Here is a 20,398-nt window from a genome sequence, read left to right as displayed (position 1 = left end):
GGGCGTCTGGGCCGCGACCCGCGCGGCGATCTGGGAGACATGCCGGGGATCGTCACGCGTGACACCACCCACGGTCACAATCACTTCCGCACCGTACGCGCGGAGCGTCGCGATCTTCTCCGCACTGCTCTTGTACGAGACGACGACCTTCGTCCGGTATCCGCGCTGCGCGGCGATCATCGCGAGCCCGATGCCGGTGTTGCCTATCAGAAAGATAGGAATTAACGCAGCCGGGACAGCGCCTGGGTCACGAAGGACACCAGCACCACCCCGGCGACCGTGCCGAGCGCCACCAGGGCCGCGCCGATGGGCCAGAGGCCGTCACCGTCGGGGTCCTGCGACGCGGAGACGATGAAGCTCGCGGTCACCGCCGCGGGAATGACGAACGTCGCCAGCCAGGCCCGCCGGGCACGACCCGCCGCGAACGCCAGCCCGCCGACCACCGCGGCCAGCCCGAGCACCTGCCACGCCGACCAGGGCCCGGTGATCGAACCGGTCGCCGGGTCGAGGTCGCGCTGGGTGTCCCAGCCGAGCAGCGCCCAGTAGGCGCCACCCGACAGGACGGCAAGGCCGGCAGCCCAGCCGAGCGTACGAACGGGAACGGTCAGGTCGGCGCGCATCGGGCTCGCGTGATCAGTCATGCCGATGAGTCTTGTCCTCCCCGCCGTCCCCGGCATGAGTATCCCTACTCGTCTTCGCGATCTCGGCGGCCGCGTCGGCGGTGGAGCGGCCGTGGACGGCGGGGCGGGTGCCGTACGGATCATCCTCACCCCACAGGGTCGTGGGTGCGGCCTTGCGTACGACCGGGATGACCTCGCTCGCGAGCCGTTCGAGCATGTCGAGCTGCTGCTCGTGCGGGATCATCGTCGGGAGGCTGAACGACTGCAGGTCATGCCCGAACCCCTCGTGGAACCAGAGGATCTTTTCCGCGATCTGCTGCGGGGAGCCGACCAGCACCGGACCGCGAGCGATGGCGTCGTCGATGTTCTTGAACGTCATGTCGTTGCCGGGGGTGTGGTTCCCGGGCTGGTTGAAGTACGCGACGATCTTCTCGTACGTCGGGCCGAACGCCTCGCGTGCTTCCTGGGTGGTGTCGGCGAGGTAGAGGAAGCCGGCACCCGCGGCCACGTAGGCAAACCGGGGATCGTGGCCGTGGTTTGCGTACTCATTGCGGTAGTGGTCGATGAGGACGGTGTAGTTGTCTCGCGGCTGGATCGCGTTGGCGGAGAACAGCGGGTCACCCCACTTGGCGGCGAGCTCCGCCGAGGTCAGCGTGGTCGCCGAACCGTGCCAGACCCGGGGCGCACCGGCGAACGGCCGCGGCAGGCTGGTCACGTCGTTGAGCGCGCCCCGGAACCGGCCCTCCCACGTGACGTTCTCCTCGCGCCACAAGCGCCGCAGCAGCTCGTACTTCTCGGACAACGCGTCCCACTGGTCGCCGTTCCCGATGCCGAACATCGGAAGCTGGCGCAGCTCGTTGCCCTTGCCGATGACGAGTTCGAGGCGGCCACGGGAGAGCTGGTCGACGGTCGCGTAGTCCTCGGCGATCCGCAGCGGGTCGTGGATCGAGAGCACGGAAACGCCGGTCTGCAGGCGTACCCGTGTGGTGGTCGCCGCGATCGCACCCAGCAGCACCCCCACCCCGCTGGAAAGAAGCGCGCCCGCGTGCCGCTCGCCCAGGGCGACCGCGTCATAGCCGAACTCCTCGGCGTGCCGCGCCGACGACAGGGCCTGGGCGAAGCGCTCGTCGGGCCGGATCTCGCGCCCGGTCACCGGGTTCGTCAGGTGGGGCAGGATGTCGAGGACCTGGAATCTCACGCGTTCACCTGGTTCCTGTCGAAATACTTGACGAGGGCGTTGACGGCTTCCCGCCCGGCCCGGTTGGCGCCCACTGTGGACTGCGACGGCCCGAACCCGATGAGATGTACGCGCGGCTCGCCGGCCACCTGCGTGCCGATCAACCGGATGCCGCCGCTGTCGTTCCGCAACCCCAGCGGGTCGAGGTGCGCGAGGGCCGCCTTGAACCCGGTGGCCCACAAAATGACGTCGACCGAAGTGAAAGACCCATCTGCTTCGCGTACGCCATAGGCCTCGATCGCCGTGAACATCGGCCGCCGTTCCAGCGCCCCACGCTCCTTGGCAGCGAGGGCGTACGGCGTCCACAACAGCCCGGTGTAGGAGACGACGCTGCCGGTGGGCCGCCCCGCCTCGACATCCGCGACGACTTTCGCGATGGTCTCCCGGCCGGCCTCAGCGTTGAACTCGTCGTCACGGAAAACGGGTTCCCGGCGCGTGTACCAGAACGTCGTCGCCACCCGGGCGATCTCCTCGAGTAACTGGACCGCCGAGATCCCACCCCCGACAACGGCCACGCGCCGCCCGTTCAAGCGCTCGGCCGCCACGTAGTCGTGAGTGTGCAACTGCAGCCCGGCGAACGTCTCCTGCCCCGGATAAGGGGGGAGCACCGGATTGGTCCACGTGCCCGTCGCGTTGATGACCGCCCGCGTCGACCATTCCCCGTGGTCGGAGTCGACTGTCAGGGAGTCGCCGGGCCCCGGCCGTACCTGGAGAACCTGCACCGGACGCACGATCGGAAGCTCGGTGGTCTTCTCGAAGTCCGCGAAGTAGCGCGGCACGGCGGTCCGGCTGGGCTCCCCGGGATCGAGCGGCGGCTTCGGAAACCCCGGCAGATCGAAGATCCCGTTCACGGTCGCCATCCGCAGCGACTCCCACCGGTTCTGCCAGGCCCCGCCCGCCGCGGGCGCGGCGTCAAGCACCACGAAGGTCCGCTCGCCCTCAGGCTCCACCAACGCACTGACAAACCCGCGCCGCTTCAGGTGATAACCGGCCGCAAGCCCCGACTGCCCACCCCCGATGACCACCACGGTCGCCTGTCGCCCGGTCATGCGCGCCTCTCGGTCCCGCCAACATCGCTGCCCCCGACGCTATCCCCACCGCAGCCCCGCCGTCACAGTGTCGCGCAGCACGTCCCTGGGCGATTGATGGTATTTTCCGGACATCGTCCCTTCCCCTCGAGGTCGCAGTGCTCACGTTCTACGTTGAAGATCAGAACCATGACCGCATACGACGGGTCACGGACGACGCCGCCAACTCGTTTCTGCAGGTGGCGCGGGCTGCGGGCTCGCGGGTGCTCGATGTGGTCGATCCCTACGCGGACGCCATGTTCAACTTCATCCAGCTCGACCGGCTCATTCCTGAGCTCAAAGAACTGCTGGCCGGGGACTCTCTGTCCGGCGCGCAACGGGCCAAGGTCGAAGAGGTCCTGAGCGCGGCGACCGAAGCGCGCGAGCTGAGCGGCTATCTGTTCATCGTGGGCGGCTGAGGCCCCTGAAATGAGATTGGGTGGCTGACGGGAAGCGAGAGCGGGGATCGTCGTCTCCGGGCGTATGCGTCGGCTACCTTCGATCTGTCGGCGCGGTTCCCAGAAATGCCGCTATGGCGGGTGGCCGGCGTTCTCGATGAGTACGGACGCGGGAGTTGATGAATATCTACGCGCCATGCTCGAACCGCCGGCGGGCGGTAGTGGGGCGCCGTTCCTCTTCAGCGGTGACGTTGTGGCAGTGACTGGTGCGTCGGGGGAGTGGGGAATCTGGGCTGAGCGCGACGCGGAGTTGGCCGCCGTGCAAGCCGGCGTTGCCCCGGACGTCTTCCAGCGCTGGGGTGAGAGGTTCGGACCGTTCCTGCCCGCCGTGGAAGCCGTCACCGAATACCTCCCGCCGAATTTCAACGCCGAGGTCGATCCGCTCGCTTATATAGCCACATTGGTGGCGAACTACCAGCCCGACCACTCTCCGCCCCGACGTTGATGCTACTGGCGTTGTAGCATTGGCGCATGCTGTACGCGATGCCGGCGCTTGATGCTGCGGACCTTCGGGTTCTGGGTGAGCTGGGTGAGATGCGTGCCGAGCTTGAGACGCAGCTGCGGTCCAAGCCGCACTGGGAGGGCCAGCTGCGGCGGAGCCTGTTCGCGGCGGCGATCCAGGGTTCCAACACGATCGAGAACATCACGATCAGCAGTGCGGACGCGCGGGCGCTGGTGGAGCGCGCTCCGATGTCCGCGGAAGCCGGCGACGAGACGCAGCAGGCGGTCATCGGTTATCGGGATGCGATGACTTACGTGCAGCAGGCGCCGACGATGGGCTTCTTCGACTATTCGGAGATGCTCCTGTCGGCACTGCACTTCATGATCACGAAGTATCAGCCCGCGAAGTGGCCGGGACGCTACCGCGCCGGTGGGATCTACGTGACAAGCAATGACCCGCTGGAGCCTGCATACACCGGGCCTGACGCTGACCTGGTGCCCGGGCTCATGGGCGAGCTGGTCGAATGGCTGCGGGACGGCGACCCCGATGCTCCGGCGTACGCGCGGGCTGCGATGGCTCATCTCAACCTGGTGGCCATCCATCCCTGGCGGGACGGCAACGGGCGCACGGCGCGGGCGCTGCATACGTTGGTGCTGGCCCGGGTGGGGGAGTTGGCTCCTGAGTTCTCCTCGATCGAGGAGTGGCTGGGCGAGCAGACGAACACCGTCCTGTACTACGAGGCGTTGCGGTCCACGCAGGACGGCACGTTCCAGCCGGAGCGGGACGCCCACGCGTGGCTCAGGTTCGTGTTCGGCGCGCATCATCGGCAGGCGCAGCGCGTGAAGAGGCGTTACGACTGGACCGTGCGCCTGTGGAACGACCTCGCGGGCCTGGCCGAGGAGAAGGGGCTTCCTGAGCGCGTAGTTTCCGCGCTCTACGGCGCCGCGGTCGGCGAGGTCCGGCGTACGACGTATCAGCAGGACGAAGGACTGAGCCGGGACCAGGCCATCCGTGACATCCAGGCGTTGACGCGTGCCGGGCTGCTGGCGCCGCGCGGCAATGCGACCACCCGGGTCTACGTGCTCGATGGTGCCGCTACGGACGTCGCCGGGGCCGCGGCCGCCGCAGTGCGCGGGACCGGCCGCGACCCGTACGCGAACGGGTGATTCAGCGGCTGGCCAGGCCGGCCGCGCCGAGAACCTCGTCGGCCTCTACTTCGGGGACCGTGAGTTCTGGCCGGCGGGCGCGGGGCAGTGCCAGGCCGACCATGACGGCGGCGATGGCCGCGAGGATCGCGCCGGTCACGAAGACGGCGACGAACTGGGACTCGTGGGGCAGGGGGACCGGGCCCGGGATCGGGTTGCGGGTGACCATGGTGACCACGAAGGCGGTGCCGAGGGACATGCCGATCGAGCGGGAGATCGAGTTCACGCTGTTCGCGATGCCGGTTTCGGCGGGGTCGACGTGGGCGATAAGGAGTGCGGGCAGGGCGGCGTACCCAAATGTCACTCCGGTGTTGACCATGAGGGCTCCGACGATGATCTCCCAGGTCGCGGAGTGCAGGACGGTGAGCATCGCGAAGCCGGCGCCGGCCACCGCGGCCGCGACCACCAGGGTTGACTTCGCGCCGAAGCGGACGACCAGGCGGCCGCCGAGGGGTGCGGAGATCACGCCTCCCGCGGTGCCGGGCAGCAGGTAGACCAGGCTGGCGGCGAGCATCGAGGCGCCGAAGCCGTAGCCGGCGATGTCGTGCGGGGTCTGGACGAGGGCCGAGACGGACAGGAACACCGCGAACATCGAGAAGCCGAGGAACAGGCCGGTCGCGTTGGCCACCACGAGCGGGCGGTGGGTGAGCATCCGGGTGCTGATCAGCGGGTGGGTGGTGCGGCGTTCGAAGAGGACGAAAGCGGTGAGTACGACGACCGCGCCGGCCAATGAGCCCAGCACGCGGGCCGATCCCCAGCCCCAGCCGTTGCCTTCTTCGAGGGGGAGGATCAGCAGCACCAGGCCGAGCCCGAGCAGGGCGGCGCCGGTCCAGTCGAGGCTGCCCGTGGCGGCACCCGCGCGGCGGGGGAGCAGCCACACGCCGGCCATGCCGATCGCGGTCAGGGCGGTGGCCAGCCAGAACAGGCGGTGGTAGTCGCCGCCGTGGCGCATCAGCAGGCCGGTGACGACGAGGCCGAAGCCGGCGCCGACCGAGAGCATGCCGCTGACCAGGGCCATCGCGCCGGTGAGTCGCTTCGGGTCGAGTTCCTCGCGGAGCATGCCGATGGCCAGGGGGAACAGGCCGAAGCTGGCGGCCTGGGCGACCCGGCCGGCGAGCAGCAGCGGGAGGCTGGAGGTGGTGGCGGCGAGCACCGAGCCGAGCAGGACGACGGTCAGCACGCCGAGCATCACCGGGCGGCGGCCGTAGAGATCACCCAGGCGGCCGAGCATCGGGGTGAACACCGCGGCGGCGAGCAGGTTGGCGGTCACGACCCAGCTGGCCGCGCTGGTGGAGACGCCCAGGTCGGCCTGGATATTCGCGACGACCGGGACGACCAGGGTCTGCAGCGCCGACACGAGCAGCACCGCGTAGGAAGCGACGGGTAGCGCCAGTCGCGCTCTGAAGGTCGGCCGGCATCGCCCGCTCGGGCTTCTACTTCTACTTCGAGTCCAAGCAGGCCCTGCTCGCCGCGCTCGTCGACCAGCGGCTCGCGGAGGCCGACGTCGAGATCGCCGAATGGCTCGCCGCCGAGGGTCTCGGCCGCGACGAGCTGCGCCGCGGCCTGGCCGCGGGACTGGCGAGATGGAAGGTCGACGGGCGCTGGCTGAGCGAGGCCTTCATCACGCCCGACCCGGGCCCCGAGGTGATGCACGTCCGCGCCCGGTTCGTCGACGAGGGCTGCACGCTGTTCAGCAAACGCATCCAGCGCGACGCCCGGGCCGGCCTGACGGTGGGCGGCTCGCCCGACCTGATCGCCAAGATGGCCGTCCACCTGCGCGGCATCATGTTCGCCGACGTCTACGCCAATCCCGGCGCCTACGACGAGGACGAACTGATCGAGACCCTCACCGACGCGATCCTGCGCCTCGTCTACGGCGCGACCCCCGCCGAAGCCGGGCACTGATCCGGCGTCAGCGCCACGTCAGCGCCGTTTCAGGACCTTGCCCCAGTCTTCAAGGGACAGCGCGGCAGGGGGAGGAACGGATGACGATCTTCGGCTGGGACATGTCCCATTACGACGCGCCCGGCATCGGGAAGGCCGTGGGCGAGGGGATCGTCTTCATCACGCACAAGGCCGGCGGGGACGCGAACGACGCCGAGCTCGGTGCGTGGTGGGCGGGTGTCCGGGGGCTCGATCCCGGCAAGGTTCTGCTCGGGGCGTACTGGGTGCAGTATCCCGGCACGCCGGCCGCCCGCGCCGATGCCTTTCTCGCGCGGCTCGACGCGGTCTGCCAGGGCTGGCGCGACCGGCCGTTCCTGCTCCAGGTCGACTGCGAGAAATGGGGCGGCAGGGCGAGCACGGTCCCCAGCCGTGCGGAGATCCAGGCGTTCTGCCGCCGGCTCACCGAGAAATGCCCCAAACTGCGACCCGTTGTGTACGGCCCCAAGTGGGTCTACGGCGAATCGCTGAAGAATCTCGGGTTTCCCCTGTGGGCCAGTTCCTATGTGGAGGGAAACGGCGGCTTCAAGAATCTGTATCCGGGTGACACCTCGACGCGCTGGGGCGCCTATTCGGGGCAGACACCCGCCATTCTGCAATACACGAGCAGAGCCACGATCGGTGGCCAGACGACGTGCGACGCCAACGCCTTCCGGGGCACGCTGGCGGAGCTCGTCGCGCTGGCCGCCCCGGGCTGGGAGGACGACAGCATGCAGTGGACCGATGACATCATCACCAATCCGGCCTGGCGCTCCGACGCCAAGACCAATCCGACGGTACGGGCCAACTTCGCCATCTACGACCTGTGGAACCAGGCGCACACCGCGGCGACGAGTGCGGGCGCCGTGCGTACCGATCTGGTCGCCTTGAAGTCGCAGGTGACCGCGCTCGGCAACAGCCTGGCGGCGGCGATCAGCGCGCTGGCGGCGAAGGACACCGTCGACGAGGTGGTCCTGGCGCGCGAACTCGCGCCGGGTGTGGCCGCCGCGGTTGTCGCGGGCCTGCCCGCTGACCGCGACGACATCACCCCTGCGGAGTTGCAGGACGCCGTCCTGACCGTGCTGCGCAAACTGGCCGCCTGAGCGGGAATCAGCCGCGGTGGATGATGTGGCTCGTTCCCTTCAACGGGCTGCGGTACCAGCCGGCCGCCCAGATGGCGCCGGTGCCGGGGACGATGGTCGCGGCCTCCAGCGCCGAGCCCGGCTCACCGTCGAGGATGGTGTAGTCCGGCGCGGGTAGCGGTAGCTGGGGGTCTCGGGTGAAGCTGGTGCCGTCCCAGTGCTCGGCGAGGTCGTACTCGTTCTCGGCCTTGCTGCTGGCGTAGCCGATGATCCAGACGTCGCCGGGGGCGAGGGGCAGGACGGCGGTCAGCTCGGTCGCGAGACCGGTGGTGGGTACGATCGTCCAGCCGGTGGGGGTCAGATGCAGGACCACGGCGTGGCAGCTGTCGTCGGCGAGGGTCAGGCAGGACTTGCCGGCCGCCCAGACGTCCTTGCCGGAGATGGCGGCCACGGCCAGCAACGTCGCGCTCTCGCCCACGGGGTTGACGATCGGCGTGGTGATCTCCTGCCATCGGATGCCGTCGTAGTGCAGGACGATGGTGTCCTGTTTCCCGCCGATGCGGCTCTGGGTGCCGACGGCCCAGACGTCGTCCGTGGCGAGGGCGTGCACGGCGGTCAGGTCGGCGCTGATGGCGTCGCCGATCGGATTGATGACGCGGGACCACTTGCCATCCGTGTAGTGCAGGACGAGGGGCCGCAGGCCGCGGGTGGCGATGGTGGAGTAGTGACCGACCGCCCAGCCGTCGTCGCGGGTGAGCATGTCGACGTCGGCGAGCGAGCTGTCGGGGATGGGCGGGACCGCCCCGGCCGGGGCCGACCACGAGCGGCCGTCGTAGTGCCAGGCGAGCAGCTGGTCGTGCTGACCGAGCTCGTCGGCGGTGCCGACGGTCCAGGCGTCGTCGACGCCGGCTCCGTCCACGGCGGACAGGTCGTAGGTGAAGCCGTCCGGTACGGCCGGGGTGGGCACCTCGGTCCACGTCGTGCCGTCGAAGTGGCCGGTCAGCGGGGCGTCGTCGGCGCCGCCGACCGCCCAGACGTCGGTGGCGGCGGTGGCGCTGATGTCGTGCCATTCCGAGCCGAGGGCGCCGGCCGGGGTGGGCATGTCGGGTCCGAGGACCCATTGGGGGGTCGCCGTGACGGCGGGGCCGGCAGCGAGAGGCAGGGCGAGCAGGCCGGTCAGCCAGCGTCCCATGGGCAGTCCTTTCAGAGAACGAGCGGATCGGAACAGGCCCGGGAGACCGCGGGTGCGGTGTCCCGGAAGTAGGTGGCCGCGCTGCGCGTCCAGGCGTGCGGCGTGCCCCACCCGTGGGTGGCGGCCTCCGGAGCGGCCAGTCGCAGGCCGAGATGGTGGGCGAGAGGGTAGCGCCGGGACAGGTCGAAAAAGCGGCGCGCGTCGGCGTCGGCCTCGGTGGTCCGCCCGGCGCGCCCGTGCAGCACCGCCCGGGAGAGCAGCAGGAACTGCTGGTTCCAGCCGGCCTGGGCGTGTGCGGAGCGGGCCAGGGCCGCGCATCGTTCGAGCCCGGCGGTGCCGTCGAGGACGGCGGTCAGCAGCTCGGGGCCGGGCACGAACGACAGATAGGACGCGGGTCGCGACGCCTCGTGGGCGGTGGCCCAGTCGAGTTCGGCGCGGGCCGCGGCGGGGTTCTCGTTCAGCAGATGATGCAGGGCGAGGCCGAATCCGCGTACGGCTGTCGCGAAATCGTCCTCCTCCCCGCCGAGCGCGCGGAACCGGTCCATCAGCTCGTCCACATCGGAATTCGCGGCTCGATGGGCCGCTGCCATGATGCGTACGCCCAGCGCGATCAGCCGGGTGTGGGTCAGTCGCAGCCGCCCCGCGGTCTCCTCGCACCGTGCCGCCGCCGCGGAAGCCGTTTCGTACTCGGCGCGGCAGATGCGCACGACGCACAGCTCGATCTCGATGTTCAGCGCACTCACGACAGCCCCGGACGCGGTGGCCGTCGCCAGCGCGGACTCCAGCCGGCTCGGGTCGCCGTGCCGGATGCCGTGGTCGGTGCCGAGGTGGTAGAGCAACCCGATGCGCCGCCCGGCCAGGTTGTGCTCCTCCGCGACGGCCAGCCCCCGCTCGTAGAGGCGGTCGGCCTCGGCGAGATCGTCCAGCCGGGCACAACGGCCGAGCATCTCCAGGGCACCGCAGATCAGATCGGGATCGCCGGCCAGCCGCGCGGACCGCAGCGCCCGTTCGGCCCGCCGGCGCGCACCGGCGTAGCGGTGGGGCGTCGGGTTGCCGAAGGTGAGCCGCGCGGCGAGCAGGTCGAAGCGGGCATTGGTGACGTGGTCGGCGGGGCGCCCGATCAGCCGGCGCGCCTCCGCGAGGTCCCGCAGCCCGCGGATCCACAGCCCGGCGGCGGCTGCCACCTGGGCCATCCGCAGGTGCACGGCGGCGCGCTGCCGGGGGTCCGGTGCGTCGCGGACCCGCAGTGCCAGGGCGTACGCGTCGTCGATGCGCCCGGTGTCGGCGTACCCGTCGATGAGAGCGGTGATCACGTCGAAGGCCGAGGGATGCAGTGACAGCGCCCGCTCCAGCAGGGTGATCCGCGTGCCGATCGCGCCCTGGGCGGCGGCACGGGCGGCCGCGGTCAGGAACGCCGCCGCCGCCCGATCCGGATCGCCGGCCGCCAGCCACAGCTCGGCGACCAGGGGCTCCCAGCCTTCGGTCGCGCCGATCGTGGCGGCGGCGCGACGCGACAGCGCGGCCCGCTCGATCGGCAGCAGCCGCTCCCGAAGGGCGTCGGCGGTCAGCGCGTGCCGGAATTGTTCCCCGCCGCCGTCGAGGATCCGAGCCTCCACCGCCTCGCGCAGGCTGGAGAGCAGCTCCATCTCGTCCATCTCGGCGATCGCGCCGGCCGCGGCGGGCGGAAAACGCCGCCCCAGCAGCGCGGCGGCCTGCAGGAGCCGCTGGGTGCGCGGGCTGAGCCGCCCGGCGCGTGCCGTGAGGGTGGCGGCGAGGGTTTCCGGCACGCCCGTGGGCAGCCGGCGCCGCACCGTCCAGCCGTCGTCGTCGCGGACGAGAGAGCGCTCGCCCACCATGCCCGCCAGCAACTCCTCGACGTGCAGCGGCACCCCGTCGCAGCTCTCCGCCAGCCGCTCGTGCACCGCCTCCGGCACCTGCTCCGCGCCCACGCCCAGGCACAACCCGGCGAGCTCGCGCACCGCCGCACCGTCCAGGTGGTGGAGCTCGATGACGGTCGCGGCCCGGCGCTGCGCGGCGGTGTTCGCCAGCTTGAGCGCCTCGCCCGGATCCGGCCGCAGCGTGCTGACGATCAGGAGCTGCTCGCCCGCGGTGTTGTCGGCGAGGTAGTCGAGGACGGCGAGGGTGTCCGGGTCTGACTCGTGCAGGTCCTCCAGGATCAGCACCGTGCCGGCCGGGCGTCCGGCGTGCACGAGCAGCCGCAGCAGCGCCTCGGCCAGCACGATGGGGGAATCGTCGGCGTCCGTGCGGGTGTGCCCGCGCCATTCGGGCACCAATCGGGCCAGCGCGGGAAGGTACGGCGCCAGCTCCCGGGTCTGCGGCGGCTCGTCGTGGCGCACCAGACCCAGCAGCGCCTCGTGCAGCGGACGGAACTGCACCGGCGGTGCGGCGGCCCGCCCGCGCAGCACCCGCAACCCGGCAGCGCCGGCCAGCCGGCCGGCCTCGAGCGCGAGCCGGCTCTTGCCCAGGCCCGCTTCCCCCACGACGAAGGCCACGCCGCCCGCACCACGCCCGGCGGCGGCTATCCGCTCGCGCAGCGCGGCCAGCTCCGGGTGCCGTCCGATGAGGACCGGGCCGCCCAGGCGAAGCTCGCCGAACGTCCCCCTGCGGGAGTCCGGGACACCGGTCGCCCCGGCGAGGTGGGCATCCTGGCGCAGGACCGCCGCGTGCAGCCCCCGTAGCGCCCGGCCCGGATCGATGCCGAGCTCCTCGGCGAGCACGGCCCGGATCCGGTCGAACACCGCGAGGGCCTCCGCCTGACGCCCGGCCCGGTAGAGCGCGAGCATCAGCTGGGCGTGCAGCTGCTCGTCGAGCGGGTGGTCGCCCGCCAGCTCGTGCAGCACGGGGACGACCTCGGCCTGCTCGCCCACCGCCATCCGGCTCTCGGCCAGCGCCAGCGTCGCCCGCAGCCGCAGCTGGTCCAGCCGGGCGGCCTGCTCGTCCAGCCAGGCCAGCCCGGCGACATCCGCCAGGGGACGGCCCCGCCACAGCGTCAGCGCCTCCCGCAGCAGGGCCGCGCGACCGGTGTGGTCGGTGTCGAGCGATGCCCGTTCCACGAGACGCTCCGCGACGTCCACATCGGTGCCGTCCGCGTCGAGGTCGAGCACGTAGCCCGGTGCCCGCGCCACGATGCTGTCCCTGCCGCCCAGCACGCCGCGAAGGTGGGAGACGGTGCTCTGCAGGCTGTTCAGCGCGGTCGCGGGCGGGGAACCCTCCCAGGCCACCTCGATCAGCCGCTCGGTGCTGACGACCCGGCCCCGGTGCAACGCCAGCGTTGCCAGCACCGCCTTGCGCCGCAACCCGCTCACGTCCCGCACCTGGCCGCCGTCGACCACATCGACCGGCCCGAGCAGCCTCACCCGCATGAGCACCCCGCTTCCTGGTCGATCCTTTCTATCGATCGCCCGGGGCCTCAGATCGCTTGAGTCGCGCACTGGACACGCCGGCTCCGGAAAGGTGTTCGACAGCCTCCCCGGAGGTAGCCCTTTGGTCGTATCAGGGCGCGGGTGTACGCCTCAGGTCGTACACGAAGAGCCATCTTTTATACGGACGCCCCCGGGCGGTTCTGTTCCTAACGTGGTAGGCGTCCTCGATCGCCGACCGCCCTGGAGCGTCCCTTGTCGCCAGCTCTGCTCGTCGCTGAAGATCTGAGTAAGTCGTTCGGTGTCACCCGGGCGTTGAACGGGGCGTCGTTGCGGGTCTCCCCGGGTGAGGTGCTGGCACTCACCGGGCCCTCGGGGTCCGGCAAGTCGACGTTGCTGCACTGCCTCTCCGGGATTCTCGCGCCGGATTCCGGGCGGGTGCTCTACGACGGCCGGGAGCTGACGACCCTGACGGACCGCGAGCGCAGTGCCCTGCGGCGCCGGGAGTTCGGGTTCGTGTTCCAGTTCGGTCAGTTGGTGCCGGAGCTCACCTGCCAGGAGAACGTCGAGTTGCCGCTGCGGCTGAGCGGGGTGCGGCGGGCAAGGGCGCGGGGGCCGGCTGCCGAGCTGCTCGCCCGGCTGGGGGTGAGCGAGGTGGCCGGCAAGCGTCCGGGGCAGGTGTCCGGCGGGCAGGGGCAACGGGTCGCGGTGGCCCGTGCGCTGGTCACCGGTCCGCGGGTGATCTTCGCTGACGAGCCGACCGGGGCGCTCGACTCACGCAATGGCGAGCAGGTGATGGGCCTGCTCGTCGCCGCCGCGCGGGAGCGGGGGAGCGCGGTGGTGCTGGTCACGCACGAGACGCGCATCGCCGCGTTCGCCGACCGGGAGGCCGTCTTCCGTGACGGAGCCGCCGTGGAACGGCAGGGCGCGCGGTGAGCGCCGCCGGTGATCTGGCTCTTGGCGTGCGGCTGAGCGTCGCCGGGGGCCGTTCCGGCTGGCTGCGGCTGACCCTGATCGCGGCGGGGGTCGGTTTCGGTGTCGCGATGCTGCTGCTCATGGCGGCCGCCCCGACGGCGAGCACGAACCGTCAGCAGCGGCTGGCCGACCGGGCGATGGGCGCCACCGCCGAGCAGCCCGGGCCGGGCACGCTGCTGGCACTGACCACGCAGACCCGGTTCCGTGACGAGGCTGTTCGGGGCAGGATCCTGCGACCCGAGGGTGACCGCGCGCCGGTCCCGCCCGGGGTCGACCGGGTGCCCGCGGCGGGGGAGATGGTCGTGTCACCCGCCCTGGCCGCGCTCCTCGACGGGCCCGGCGGTGCGGTGCTGGGCGAGCGGTGGTCCGCCAGGGTGGCCGGCGTCATCGGGCCGCAGGGGCTATCGGGGCCCGGCGAGGTCTACTTCTACGTGGGCTCCGGCACGCTGACCCGCGACGACGGGGCCGCGCGGATCACGTCGTTCGGCGGCGGGGGCTCGCCGGTGACCGACCCGGCGATCGTGGTGCTCGTCGTGATCGGGTCGGTGATCATGGTGCTGCCGGTGCTGGTGTTCGTGACGACGGCCGTGCGGTTCGGGAGTGAGAGCCGGGAACGTCAGCTCGCCGCGATCCGGCTCGTGGGCGCGGACGCCACGATGACCCGGCGCATCGCCGCCGGGGACACCCTGATCGGCGCGGTGCTGGGGCTCGGGGCCGGTGGGCTCGGGTTCCTCGGGCTGCGCCGGGTGGTGGGAGGTCTGCTGCCGGTCGACTTCAGCCCGTACCCGGCGGATCTGCGGCCTGTCCCGGTCCTGCTTCTCCTGATCGTGGTGCTCGTGCCGGTCGGGGCTGTGCTGGTGACGCTTGCCGCGTTGCGACGGGTTGTCATCGAACCGCTCGGCGTGGTGCGGCAGAGCGGGGCGCGGCGGCGCCGGATCTGGTGGCGGCTGATCCCCCCGGCCGTCGGTGCGGTGCTGCTCTATCCCCTGATCGACGATCCGGCCGGGTCGGAGGCGCAGCTCGCCGCCGGGGTGGTGCTGTTGCTGGCCGGTGTCGTGGTGCTGCTGCCCTGGCTGGTGCAGGCGGTGGTGCGGGGGCTCGGCGGTGGCAGTGTCGCGTGGCAGTTGGGGGTCCGGCGCCTGCAACTGGACAGCGACACCGCGGTGCGGTCCGTCTCCGGCATCGCCGTGTCGGTCGCCGGGATCATCGCCATCCAGGGGATCCTCGCGGCGTCCGTCGCGGCGAACAACGGTGCGCAACCGCCGGACGATCACTTCCAGGCGGTTGTCTACACCAACGGCGCCGACGGGAACGGCTGGGAAGCGGCGCTCGCCGGCACGCCGGGGGTCCAGCAGGTGCGTACGTCCGGCTACGCCGAGCTGCGCCCGGACGGCGACGATCAACCAGGCGTCACCGTACGCGTCGGTGACTGCGACACACTGCGTCAGTACGCGCCGTTGCCGTCCTGCACGGAAGGTGACAGCTTCACCGGCACCATGTCCGGGTGGTACCAGACCACGGTGCTGCAGCCCGGCGCGAGCGTGGGGGTCTACGGCACCGACGACAAGAAGCCGCTGGCGCGGTGGGAGGTGGGTGCCGGGCTGCCGGTTGTCGAGCAGTACACGAGCGAGGCGGGGCCCGTGGCGTTCCTGGCGACGCCGTCGGCGCTCGGGATCGGGGGCGGGCTGCCCGTCGACGCGTACCTGCTGCGGCTGGATCCCGCCGACCCGGACGCGATCGAACACGTCCGCAACACCATGGTCGGGCTGGATCCGGCGGCGCCCCTGCAACTGTTCGGCGACGACCGGGTCGGTAACCAGTTCGCCGGCGCGCGGCAGGTCGCTCAGGCCTGCGCGGTTCTGCTGCTGCTGTTCATCGGCGCCAGCATGCTCGTCAACGTCACCGAGCAGCTGCGCGAACGGCGCCGGCTGCTGGCCGTCCTGGCCGCCTTCGGCACCCCGCGGCGCACGCTGTCGGCCGCGGTGCTCTACCAGGTCGCCATCCCGGCCACGGTCGGACTGGTCCTGTCGGTCATCGTCGGCAGCAGCCTGTCCGCGGTGCTGCTCGCGGCCACCCACGGACCCGTCGACCTCGACTGGCCGGTGATCACCGGGATCACCGCCACGGTCGCCGCGATGGTCGTGGCGGTCACCGCGGGTAGCCTTCCCTTGTTGTTCCGCCTCCTTCGGACCCAGGAGTTGCGCAGTGAATGACCTGCTCCGATTCATGTCCTCACGTCGCCGGATCTCCCCGGCCGACCTCCTGGTGTCAGGCTCGGTGGCCGCGCTGGCCACCTGGTGGTGGCACCGGTCCCCGCTGGGCGGCCTGCTGTTCGGCGTGCTGGCCGGGTTGCTGCTGCTGGCCCGGCGCCACCGTCCACTCGTCGTGCTCGGCTCGGTGATGGTGCTGACCGTGCTGACGGCGAGCGTCGAGGTCGACGGGACGAAACTGCACGAGGGCATGCTGCTGCTCACGGTGGGCATCGCCATGTACGCAGCCGTCGTGCACGCGGCGACCCGGCGTGGCGTGATCGCGGGCGGCCTCGGCGGGCTGCTCTTCGCGAGCCTGCTGCTGTCGGCTCACCCCAACACCGACGCCGGATGGCAGCCGATCCGGCTCGGTGACCTCGTGCACAACGCCGCGACGATGCTCGGGTTCGCCGCCGTCATCGGGGTGGCCGGGCTGACCGTGCGGTTCACCCGCGAACGTGTCCGGAGCACGGAACGGGAACGCGACCATGTGGCCCGGATCGCGGTGGCCGAGGAACGCACGCAGATCGCCCGGGAACTGCACGACATCGTCGCCCACTCCCTGTCGGTGATCGTCCTGCAGGCGAACGGGGCAGCGTACGCGTTCGACCACGATCCCGCCCGCGCCCGCGAGGCGTTACGGACGATCGGCGCGACCGGCAGCGACGCCCTGGAGGAGATCCGGCAACTCGTCGAGCTGCTCCGGGGTGCGGGTGACGGTCCGTTCGACCGCAATCCGGTCGCGCTGGACCAGATCGGAGCCGTGGTCCAGCGGGCCAGGGACGCCGGCCTGACCGCAGAGCTGATCATCGACGGTACGCCGCCCGAGGTCCCCAGCGCCGTGGCGCTGGCGTTCTACCGGATCGTGCAGGAGTCGCTCACGAACACCCTGAAACACGCCGGCCCGGCGCCGACGGCGACCGTGCGGGTGCAGAACCGGCCGGACTTCATCCAGATCGACGTGACCGACACCGGCACCACCATCGACATGGAGAACTACAGCGGGCACGGGCTGATCGGCATGCGCGAACGGGTGTCCCTGCACGGTGGCAGCTTCGACGCCGGTCCCGACCCGGACGGCGGCTGGCGGGTCCACGCCCGCATCCCCCTCAGCGCGGACCGGAAGGTGCCGGCATGAACCGCATCGCCCTCATCCAGGACCGGACGGTGCCCGCATGATCCGGATCCTGCTCGTCGACGACCAGCACCTCATCCGGGCAGGTCTGCGGATGGTCCTCGACTACCAGAAGGACATGACCGTGGTCGGCGAGGCGGGCGACGGCGCCGAAGCACTCCGGCTGCTGCGCACGACCCCCACCGACGTCGTCGTGATGGACCTGCGGATGCCCGTGCTCGACGGCGTGTCCGCGACCAGGCAGATCTGCGCGGCCGGCCCGCTGCCGAGAGTCCTGGCGCTGACCACGTTCGACACCGACGACGACGCGTTCTCCGCCCTGCAGGCCGGGGCCAGCGGCTTCCTGCTCAAGAGCGTGCCACCGGAAGAGCTGCTGACCGCGATCCGTGTGGTGGCCGGCGGTGATGCGGTGGTCGCACCCCGGGTCACGCGCCGGATGCTGGACCGCTTCGCCGGGCGCCTCATGGCCGGCACCGCGGCGGCGGCGGACCTGCCCGGCCTGACCGAGCGCGAGCGCGAGGTCATGCTCCTGGTGGCGGAGGGGCTGTCGAACGCCGAGATCAGCACCCGCCTGCAGGTGGCCGAGGCGACGGTGAAGACCCACGTCGGCCGGATCCTGGCAAAACTCGGGCTGCGCGACCGCGTGCAGGCAGTGGTCTACGCGTACGAGTCGGGCCTGGTGCGGCCCGGGGGATGACCGATGAGGACCCCGCGGGCAGGCGCCCGGCCGGCCGTGCCCGGCCGCTCGACGGGAAGCCGCCATTGCTTCGACGAATGTCAATGCAAAACGGGGTGACGTTGATCTTTTTCTTTCGCTATTGTCGGCGTCGAAACGGGGCGCTCGGGGGTGGCCGCAGTGGTCGGACAATGGCGGGATCAGGGCGGGACATCGGTGGGCAGGGTCGGCGATATGATCCTTGCCTACCGGCAAAGGTTGGGCCTTACGCAGCAACAACTCGCGGGCCGCAGCGGGCTGAGTGCCCGCATGGTTCGCGACCTGGAGAGCAATCGGGTGACCACCCCGCGGCCGCGATCGTTGCGGCAGCTCGCGGCCGCCCTGGAGCTCTCCGCCGAGGAGATCGCCGGGCTCGGTCCGCCGGTGCTGCGGGTCGGTGTGCTCGGGCCTCTCACCGTCACCCGCGGCGGTCAGCGGGTGACGGTGGAGAACGCCGAAGCGCGCCGCATGCTCGCTCGTCTCGCGTTGCACACGAATGCATTCCTTCCGTTTGACGAAGCGCCCGGAAAGGACGTGGAAAGCGCGCGGGAGCTGAGCCGGCAACTCGGCGCCGAGGCCCTGCATGTCAAGGAGGACGGCTGCCTGCTGCACATCGACCGGGGGAGCGTGGACGCCACCCGCTTCATCGACCTCCTCGAGGCCGGAGACGTCGCCGAAGCCCTCCGGTGCTGGCGTGGCCCGATCGCGGCGGAGCTGTCCGGCGACCCGCTCGCCAAGGATCTCGGGCGCCGCCGGGTCGCCGCCGCCATCGCCTGTGCCCGCGCGGACGGCACCGGTGCGCATCGTGACCTGATCGCCGAGGTCGCCGCCGCCGAGCCCCTGCACGAACCGCTGCACGCCGAGTTGATGCTCGCTCTCGGTCGCGCCGGGGACCGGGCGGCTGCGCTCCGGGCGTACGCAACAATCAGCCGGCGGCTGGCCACCGAGCTGGACGTCACACCGGGTGACCGCCTTGCCGCCGCCTACCGGCAGCTCAGTGACCCGCTGCGGGCCTGGGTGACGCCCGCGCAGCTGCCCCGGGTGCCCGAGGGGATCGTGGCCAGGCCGGAGCTGACCGCCGCGCTGGACGCGGCGACAGGGGTGTGCGTGGTGACCGGGCCGGCGGGGAGCGGCAAGTCCACCGCCGTGCTCGACTGGGCGCACCGGGTCCGGGAGTCCTTTCCGGATGGTCAGCTATATGTGGTGCTGGGTCTGCAGAAGCATCCGGAGCGGGCGGTGCTCGGTGCACTGGGAGTGCCCGGGGAGCTGATCCCGGCGGATCCCGCGGCGCTTTACCGCAGCGTGCTCGCCGACCGCAAGGTGCTGGTGGTGCTCGACGACGCCTGCTCCGCCGCGCAGGTCCGCCCGCTGGTGCCCGGCGGCGCGGGCTGCCGGACCGTGGTCATCAGCCGGGAGCCGCTGCCGGAGCTGCTGGCCACCGAGGCCGCCGTCCAGGTGACGGTCGGGCCCCTGACGCCCGGGCAGGCCCATGAACTCCTGGTCCGGCGGCTCGGCTCGCAGCGGGTCGCCGCCGAGGCCGACGCCGTGTCCCGTTTCCTCGCCGGCTGCGGCGGATCCCCGCTCGTCGTCGCCGCGGCCGCCGCCCGGGCCGCCACCATGCCTTCCGCACCCTTGTGCACGGTGCTGACTGCCGCGCACACCGGCCACGACCCCGATCTGCAAACGGGCCTGGCGGCAGCCCGGCACCTCGACCCGCACCGCCCCCCGCTGCCCGCCGTCGAGGAGGTGCACACCGCTGAGGATGCGCGCGCCTGGTTCACCGCCGAGCACGACGCCCTGCTCGCCGGTCTCGGCCGGGCGGTCGCCGACGGTCGCGACGGGGATATCCGCAGGCTGGCCTGGCTGCTTCGCGACCATCTGGACCGCGGCGGCCACTGGTTGTCATGGCTGGCCGTCGAGCAGGCCGCGCTGGCCGCCGCCGTCCGCCAGCACGACGACGAGGGGCAGGCGACCGTGCTGCGCAACCTGGGCGAGGCCTGCATGCGGCTCGGCCGGGACAGCGACGCCGCCGGCCATTTCCGCCGCGCCGCGCAGCTGAGCCTGGCCCTGGGGGACCGGACCGGGCAGGCGCACACGCTGCTCGCGTCGGCGCCGCTCAGCCCGCCCGGGGAGGAGTTGCGGCAGACGCTCGCCGCGCTCGCGCTCTTCCGCCGGGCCGGGAGCGCGGTGTTCGAGGCGCGGGCGCTTGCCAGTGTGGGCTCGGCGCATGTGCGGCTGGGGCGGCACGTCGCGGCGCTGGCCCACTTCCGCCGGGCACTGGAGTTGAACGACGGGCTCGACGATCCGGCGGGGCGGGCCGCCATGTGGGCCGGCGTCGGCGGTGTGCACCGGCGGATGGGTGAGCACACCGAGGCGGCGCGGTGCCTGACCCGGTCGCTGGAGTCGCACCACGCCGCCGGGGACCTGCTCGCCGAGGCGACCGTGCGGGCCGAGCTCGGCGACGTCCACCATGCGACCGGGCGCCGGCAGGCAGCGGCCACGGCGTGGCGGGCGGCCGCCGCGGCACTCGACCGGCTCGGTCACCCGGACGCAGCCCGGGTCCGTAGCAGGCTGACCGCCCACCGGGTGCGCCGCAGGCCGGCGAGCGACCGGCAGTTGCGAGCGGCAGTTCCCACCCGTGACCCGGACGGCCCCGCCGCGCATTGACCTAGATCGTTCCCCGGTGGAATCTCGATGCGCCAGATCAGGCCGAGCCATGGG

General features: G+C 71.7%; 17 protein-coding genes. 10 read left to right on the top strand and 7 right to left on the bottom strand.

Annotated features, from left to right (window positions below; all coding sequences use genetic code 11):
- The 4 genes from Ahu01nite_RS47680 to Ahu01nite_RS47665 form a co-directional block, all read right to left on the bottom strand.
- A partial coding sequence (locus Ahu01nite_RS47680) for a pyridoxal-phosphate dependent enzyme (protein ID WP_275411846.1) occupies positions 1-192 on the bottom strand: 192 nt, incomplete at its 3' end.
- 29 nt (positions 193-221) lie between these two features.
- Positions 222-641, bottom strand: a complete 420-nt coding sequence (locus Ahu01nite_RS47675) for a hypothetical protein (protein WP_203843393.1) — start codon at positions 639-641, stop codon at positions 222-224.
- Positions 634-1,818 carry an LLM class flavin-dependent oxidoreductase gene (locus Ahu01nite_RS47670; protein ID WP_203843392.1) on the bottom strand — a complete coding sequence of 395 codons (1,185 nt, stop codon included), beginning with the start codon at positions 1,816-1,818 and terminating at the stop codon, positions 634-636. The genes Ahu01nite_RS47675 and Ahu01nite_RS47670 overlap by 8 nt, the downstream gene beginning before the upstream one ends.
- A complete protein-coding gene (locus Ahu01nite_RS47665) occupies positions 1,815-2,906 on the bottom strand; it encodes an NAD(P)-binding domain-containing protein (protein WP_203843391.1) in 1,092 nt (363 codons plus the stop codon). Before Ahu01nite_RS47665 ends, Ahu01nite_RS47670 begins: the two co-directional genes overlap by 4 nt.
- Before the next feature lie 137 nt (positions 2,907-3,043).
- On the opposite strand from Ahu01nite_RS47665, the gene Ahu01nite_RS47660 reads away from it, so the two are divergent.
- The 3 genes from Ahu01nite_RS47660 to Ahu01nite_RS47650 all read left to right on the top strand — a co-directional run bounded on the left by Ahu01nite_RS47660 (position 3,044) and on the right by Ahu01nite_RS47650 (position 4,990).
- Positions 3,044-3,343, top strand: a complete 300-nt coding sequence (locus tag Ahu01nite_RS47660; protein ID WP_203843390.1) for a hypothetical protein — start codon at positions 3,044-3,046, stop codon at positions 3,341-3,343.
- A 136-nt stretch (positions 3,344-3,479) separates the two neighbouring features.
- The gene (locus Ahu01nite_RS47655) at positions 3,480-3,827 is read left to right on the top strand and encodes a hypothetical protein (protein WP_203843389.1); all 348 of its coding nucleotides are present in this window, start codon (positions 3,480-3,482) and stop codon (positions 3,825-3,827) included.
- 26 nt (positions 3,828-3,853) lie between these two features.
- On the top strand, positions 3,854-4,990 hold the full coding sequence (locus Ahu01nite_RS47650) for a Fic family protein (RefSeq protein WP_203843388.1): 1,137 nt from the start codon (positions 3,854-3,856) through the stop codon (positions 4,988-4,990).
- Between the two features lies 1 nt (position 4,991).
- Here the strand turns inward: Ahu01nite_RS47650 and Ahu01nite_RS47645 are convergent, their stop codons facing one another.
- Positions 4,992-6,386 carry an MFS transporter gene (locus Ahu01nite_RS47645; protein WP_239159730.1) on the bottom strand — a complete coding sequence of 465 codons (1,395 nt, stop codon included), beginning with the start codon at positions 6,384-6,386 and terminating at the stop codon, positions 4,992-4,994.
- Between the two features lie 290 nt (positions 6,387-6,676).
- Between Ahu01nite_RS47645 and Ahu01nite_RS51170 the strand changes: the two genes are divergently transcribed.
- Positions 6,677-6,934: a hypothetical protein gene (locus tag Ahu01nite_RS51170; protein WP_239159729.1), complete on the top strand. Its 258-nt coding sequence runs from the start codon at positions 6,677-6,679 to the stop codon at positions 6,932-6,934.
- Between the two features lie 80 nt (positions 6,935-7,014).
- Entirely contained in the window at positions 7,015-8,052 is a 1,038-nt protein-coding gene (locus Ahu01nite_RS47635) for a glycoside hydrolase family 25 domain-containing protein (protein ID WP_203843386.1), read from the top strand.
- A 7-nt stretch (positions 8,053-8,059) separates the two neighbouring features.
- On the opposite strand, the gene Ahu01nite_RS47630 is transcribed toward Ahu01nite_RS47635, so the two are convergent.
- Positions 8,060-9,223 carry a hypothetical protein gene (locus Ahu01nite_RS47630; protein WP_203843385.1) on the bottom strand — a complete coding sequence of 388 codons (1,164 nt, stop codon included), beginning with the start codon at positions 9,221-9,223 and terminating at the stop codon, positions 8,060-8,062.
- Positions 9,224-9,234: 11 nt separating this feature from the next.
- Positions 9,235-12,606, bottom strand: a complete 3,372-nt coding sequence (locus Ahu01nite_RS47625) for an ATP-binding protein (RefSeq protein ID WP_203843384.1) — start codon at positions 12,604-12,606, stop codon at positions 9,235-9,237.
- A gap of 252 nt (positions 12,607-12,858) precedes the next feature.
- Between Ahu01nite_RS47625 and Ahu01nite_RS47620 the strand changes: the two genes are divergently transcribed.
- From Ahu01nite_RS47620 to Ahu01nite_RS47600, 5 genes are all read left to right on the top strand, one after another.
- A complete protein-coding gene (locus Ahu01nite_RS47620) occupies positions 12,859-13,539 on the top strand; it encodes an ABC transporter ATP-binding protein (RefSeq protein WP_239159728.1) in 681 nt (226 codons plus the stop codon).
- A complete protein-coding gene (locus tag Ahu01nite_RS47615) occupies positions 13,536-15,791 on the top strand; it encodes an ABC transporter permease (protein WP_203843383.1) in 2,256 nt (751 codons plus the stop codon). Before Ahu01nite_RS47620 ends, Ahu01nite_RS47615 begins: the two co-directional genes overlap by 4 nt.
- A 13-nt stretch (positions 15,792-15,804) precedes the next feature.
- On the top strand, positions 15,805-16,965 hold the full coding sequence (locus tag Ahu01nite_RS47610) for a sensor histidine kinase (RefSeq protein WP_203843382.1): 1,161 nt from the start codon (positions 15,805-15,807) through the stop codon (positions 16,963-16,965).
- Positions 16,966-17,002: 37 nt separating this feature from the next.
- Positions 17,003-17,659 carry a response regulator gene (locus Ahu01nite_RS47605; RefSeq protein ID WP_203843381.1) on the top strand — a complete coding sequence of 219 codons (657 nt, stop codon included), beginning with the start codon at positions 17,003-17,005 and terminating at the stop codon, positions 17,657-17,659.
- A 213-nt stretch (positions 17,660-17,872) separates the two neighbouring features.
- On the top strand, positions 17,873-20,344 hold the full coding sequence (locus Ahu01nite_RS47600; protein ID WP_203843380.1) for a BTAD domain-containing putative transcriptional regulator: 2,472 nt from the start codon (positions 17,873-17,875) through the stop codon (positions 20,342-20,344).
- Positions 20,345-20,398: the final 54 nt, after the last annotated feature.

The sequence above is a fragment of the Winogradskya humida genome (assembly GCF_016862215.1).
Classification (GTDB): domain Bacteria; phylum Actinomycetota; class Actinomycetes; order Mycobacteriales; family Micromonosporaceae; genus Actinoplanes; species Actinoplanes humidus.
This window is presented reverse-complemented; position numbering and strand designations above follow the sequence as displayed.

Bases quoted from the DNA above. Each gene is read 5' to 3' on its own strand.
- Ahu01nite_RS47675 (WP_203843393.1), bottom strand. From the start codon at position 641: ATGACTGATCACGCGAGCCCGATGCGCGCCGACCTGACCGTTCCCGTT.
- Ahu01nite_RS47665 (WP_203843391.1), bottom strand. From the start codon at position 2,906: ATGACCGGGCGACAGGCGACCGTGGTGGTCATCGGGGGTGGGCAGTCG.
- Ahu01nite_RS47655 (WP_203843389.1), top strand. From the start codon at position 3,480: ATGAGTACGGACGCGGGAGTTGATGAATATCTACGCGCCATGCTCGAA.
- Ahu01nite_RS47650 (WP_203843388.1), top strand. From the start codon at position 3,854: ATGCTGTACGCGATGCCGGCGCTTGATGCTGCGGACCTTCGGGTTCTG.
- Ahu01nite_RS51170 (WP_239159729.1), top strand. From the start codon at position 6,677: ATGCACGTCCGCGCCCGGTTCGTCGACGAGGGCTGCACGCTGTTCAGC.
- Ahu01nite_RS47635 (WP_203843386.1), top strand. From the start codon at position 7,015: ATGACGATCTTCGGCTGGGACATGTCCCATTACGACGCGCCCGGCATC.
- Ahu01nite_RS47630 (WP_203843385.1), bottom strand. From the start codon at position 9,223: ATGGGACGCTGGCTGACCGGCCTGCTCGCCCTGCCTCTCGCTGCCGGC.
- Ahu01nite_RS47625 (WP_203843384.1), bottom strand. From the start codon at position 12,606: ATGCGGGTGAGGCTGCTCGGGCCGGTCGATGTGGTCGACGGCGGCCAG.
- Ahu01nite_RS47610 (WP_203843382.1), top strand. From the start codon at position 15,805: ATGTCCTCACGTCGCCGGATCTCCCCGGCCGACCTCCTGGTGTCAGGC.
- Ahu01nite_RS47605 (WP_203843381.1), top strand. From the start codon at position 17,003: ATGATCCGGATCCTGCTCGTCGACGACCAGCACCTCATCCGGGCAGGT.
- Ahu01nite_RS47600 (WP_203843380.1), top strand. From the start codon at position 17,873: ATGATCCTTGCCTACCGGCAAAGGTTGGGCCTTACGCAGCAACAACTC.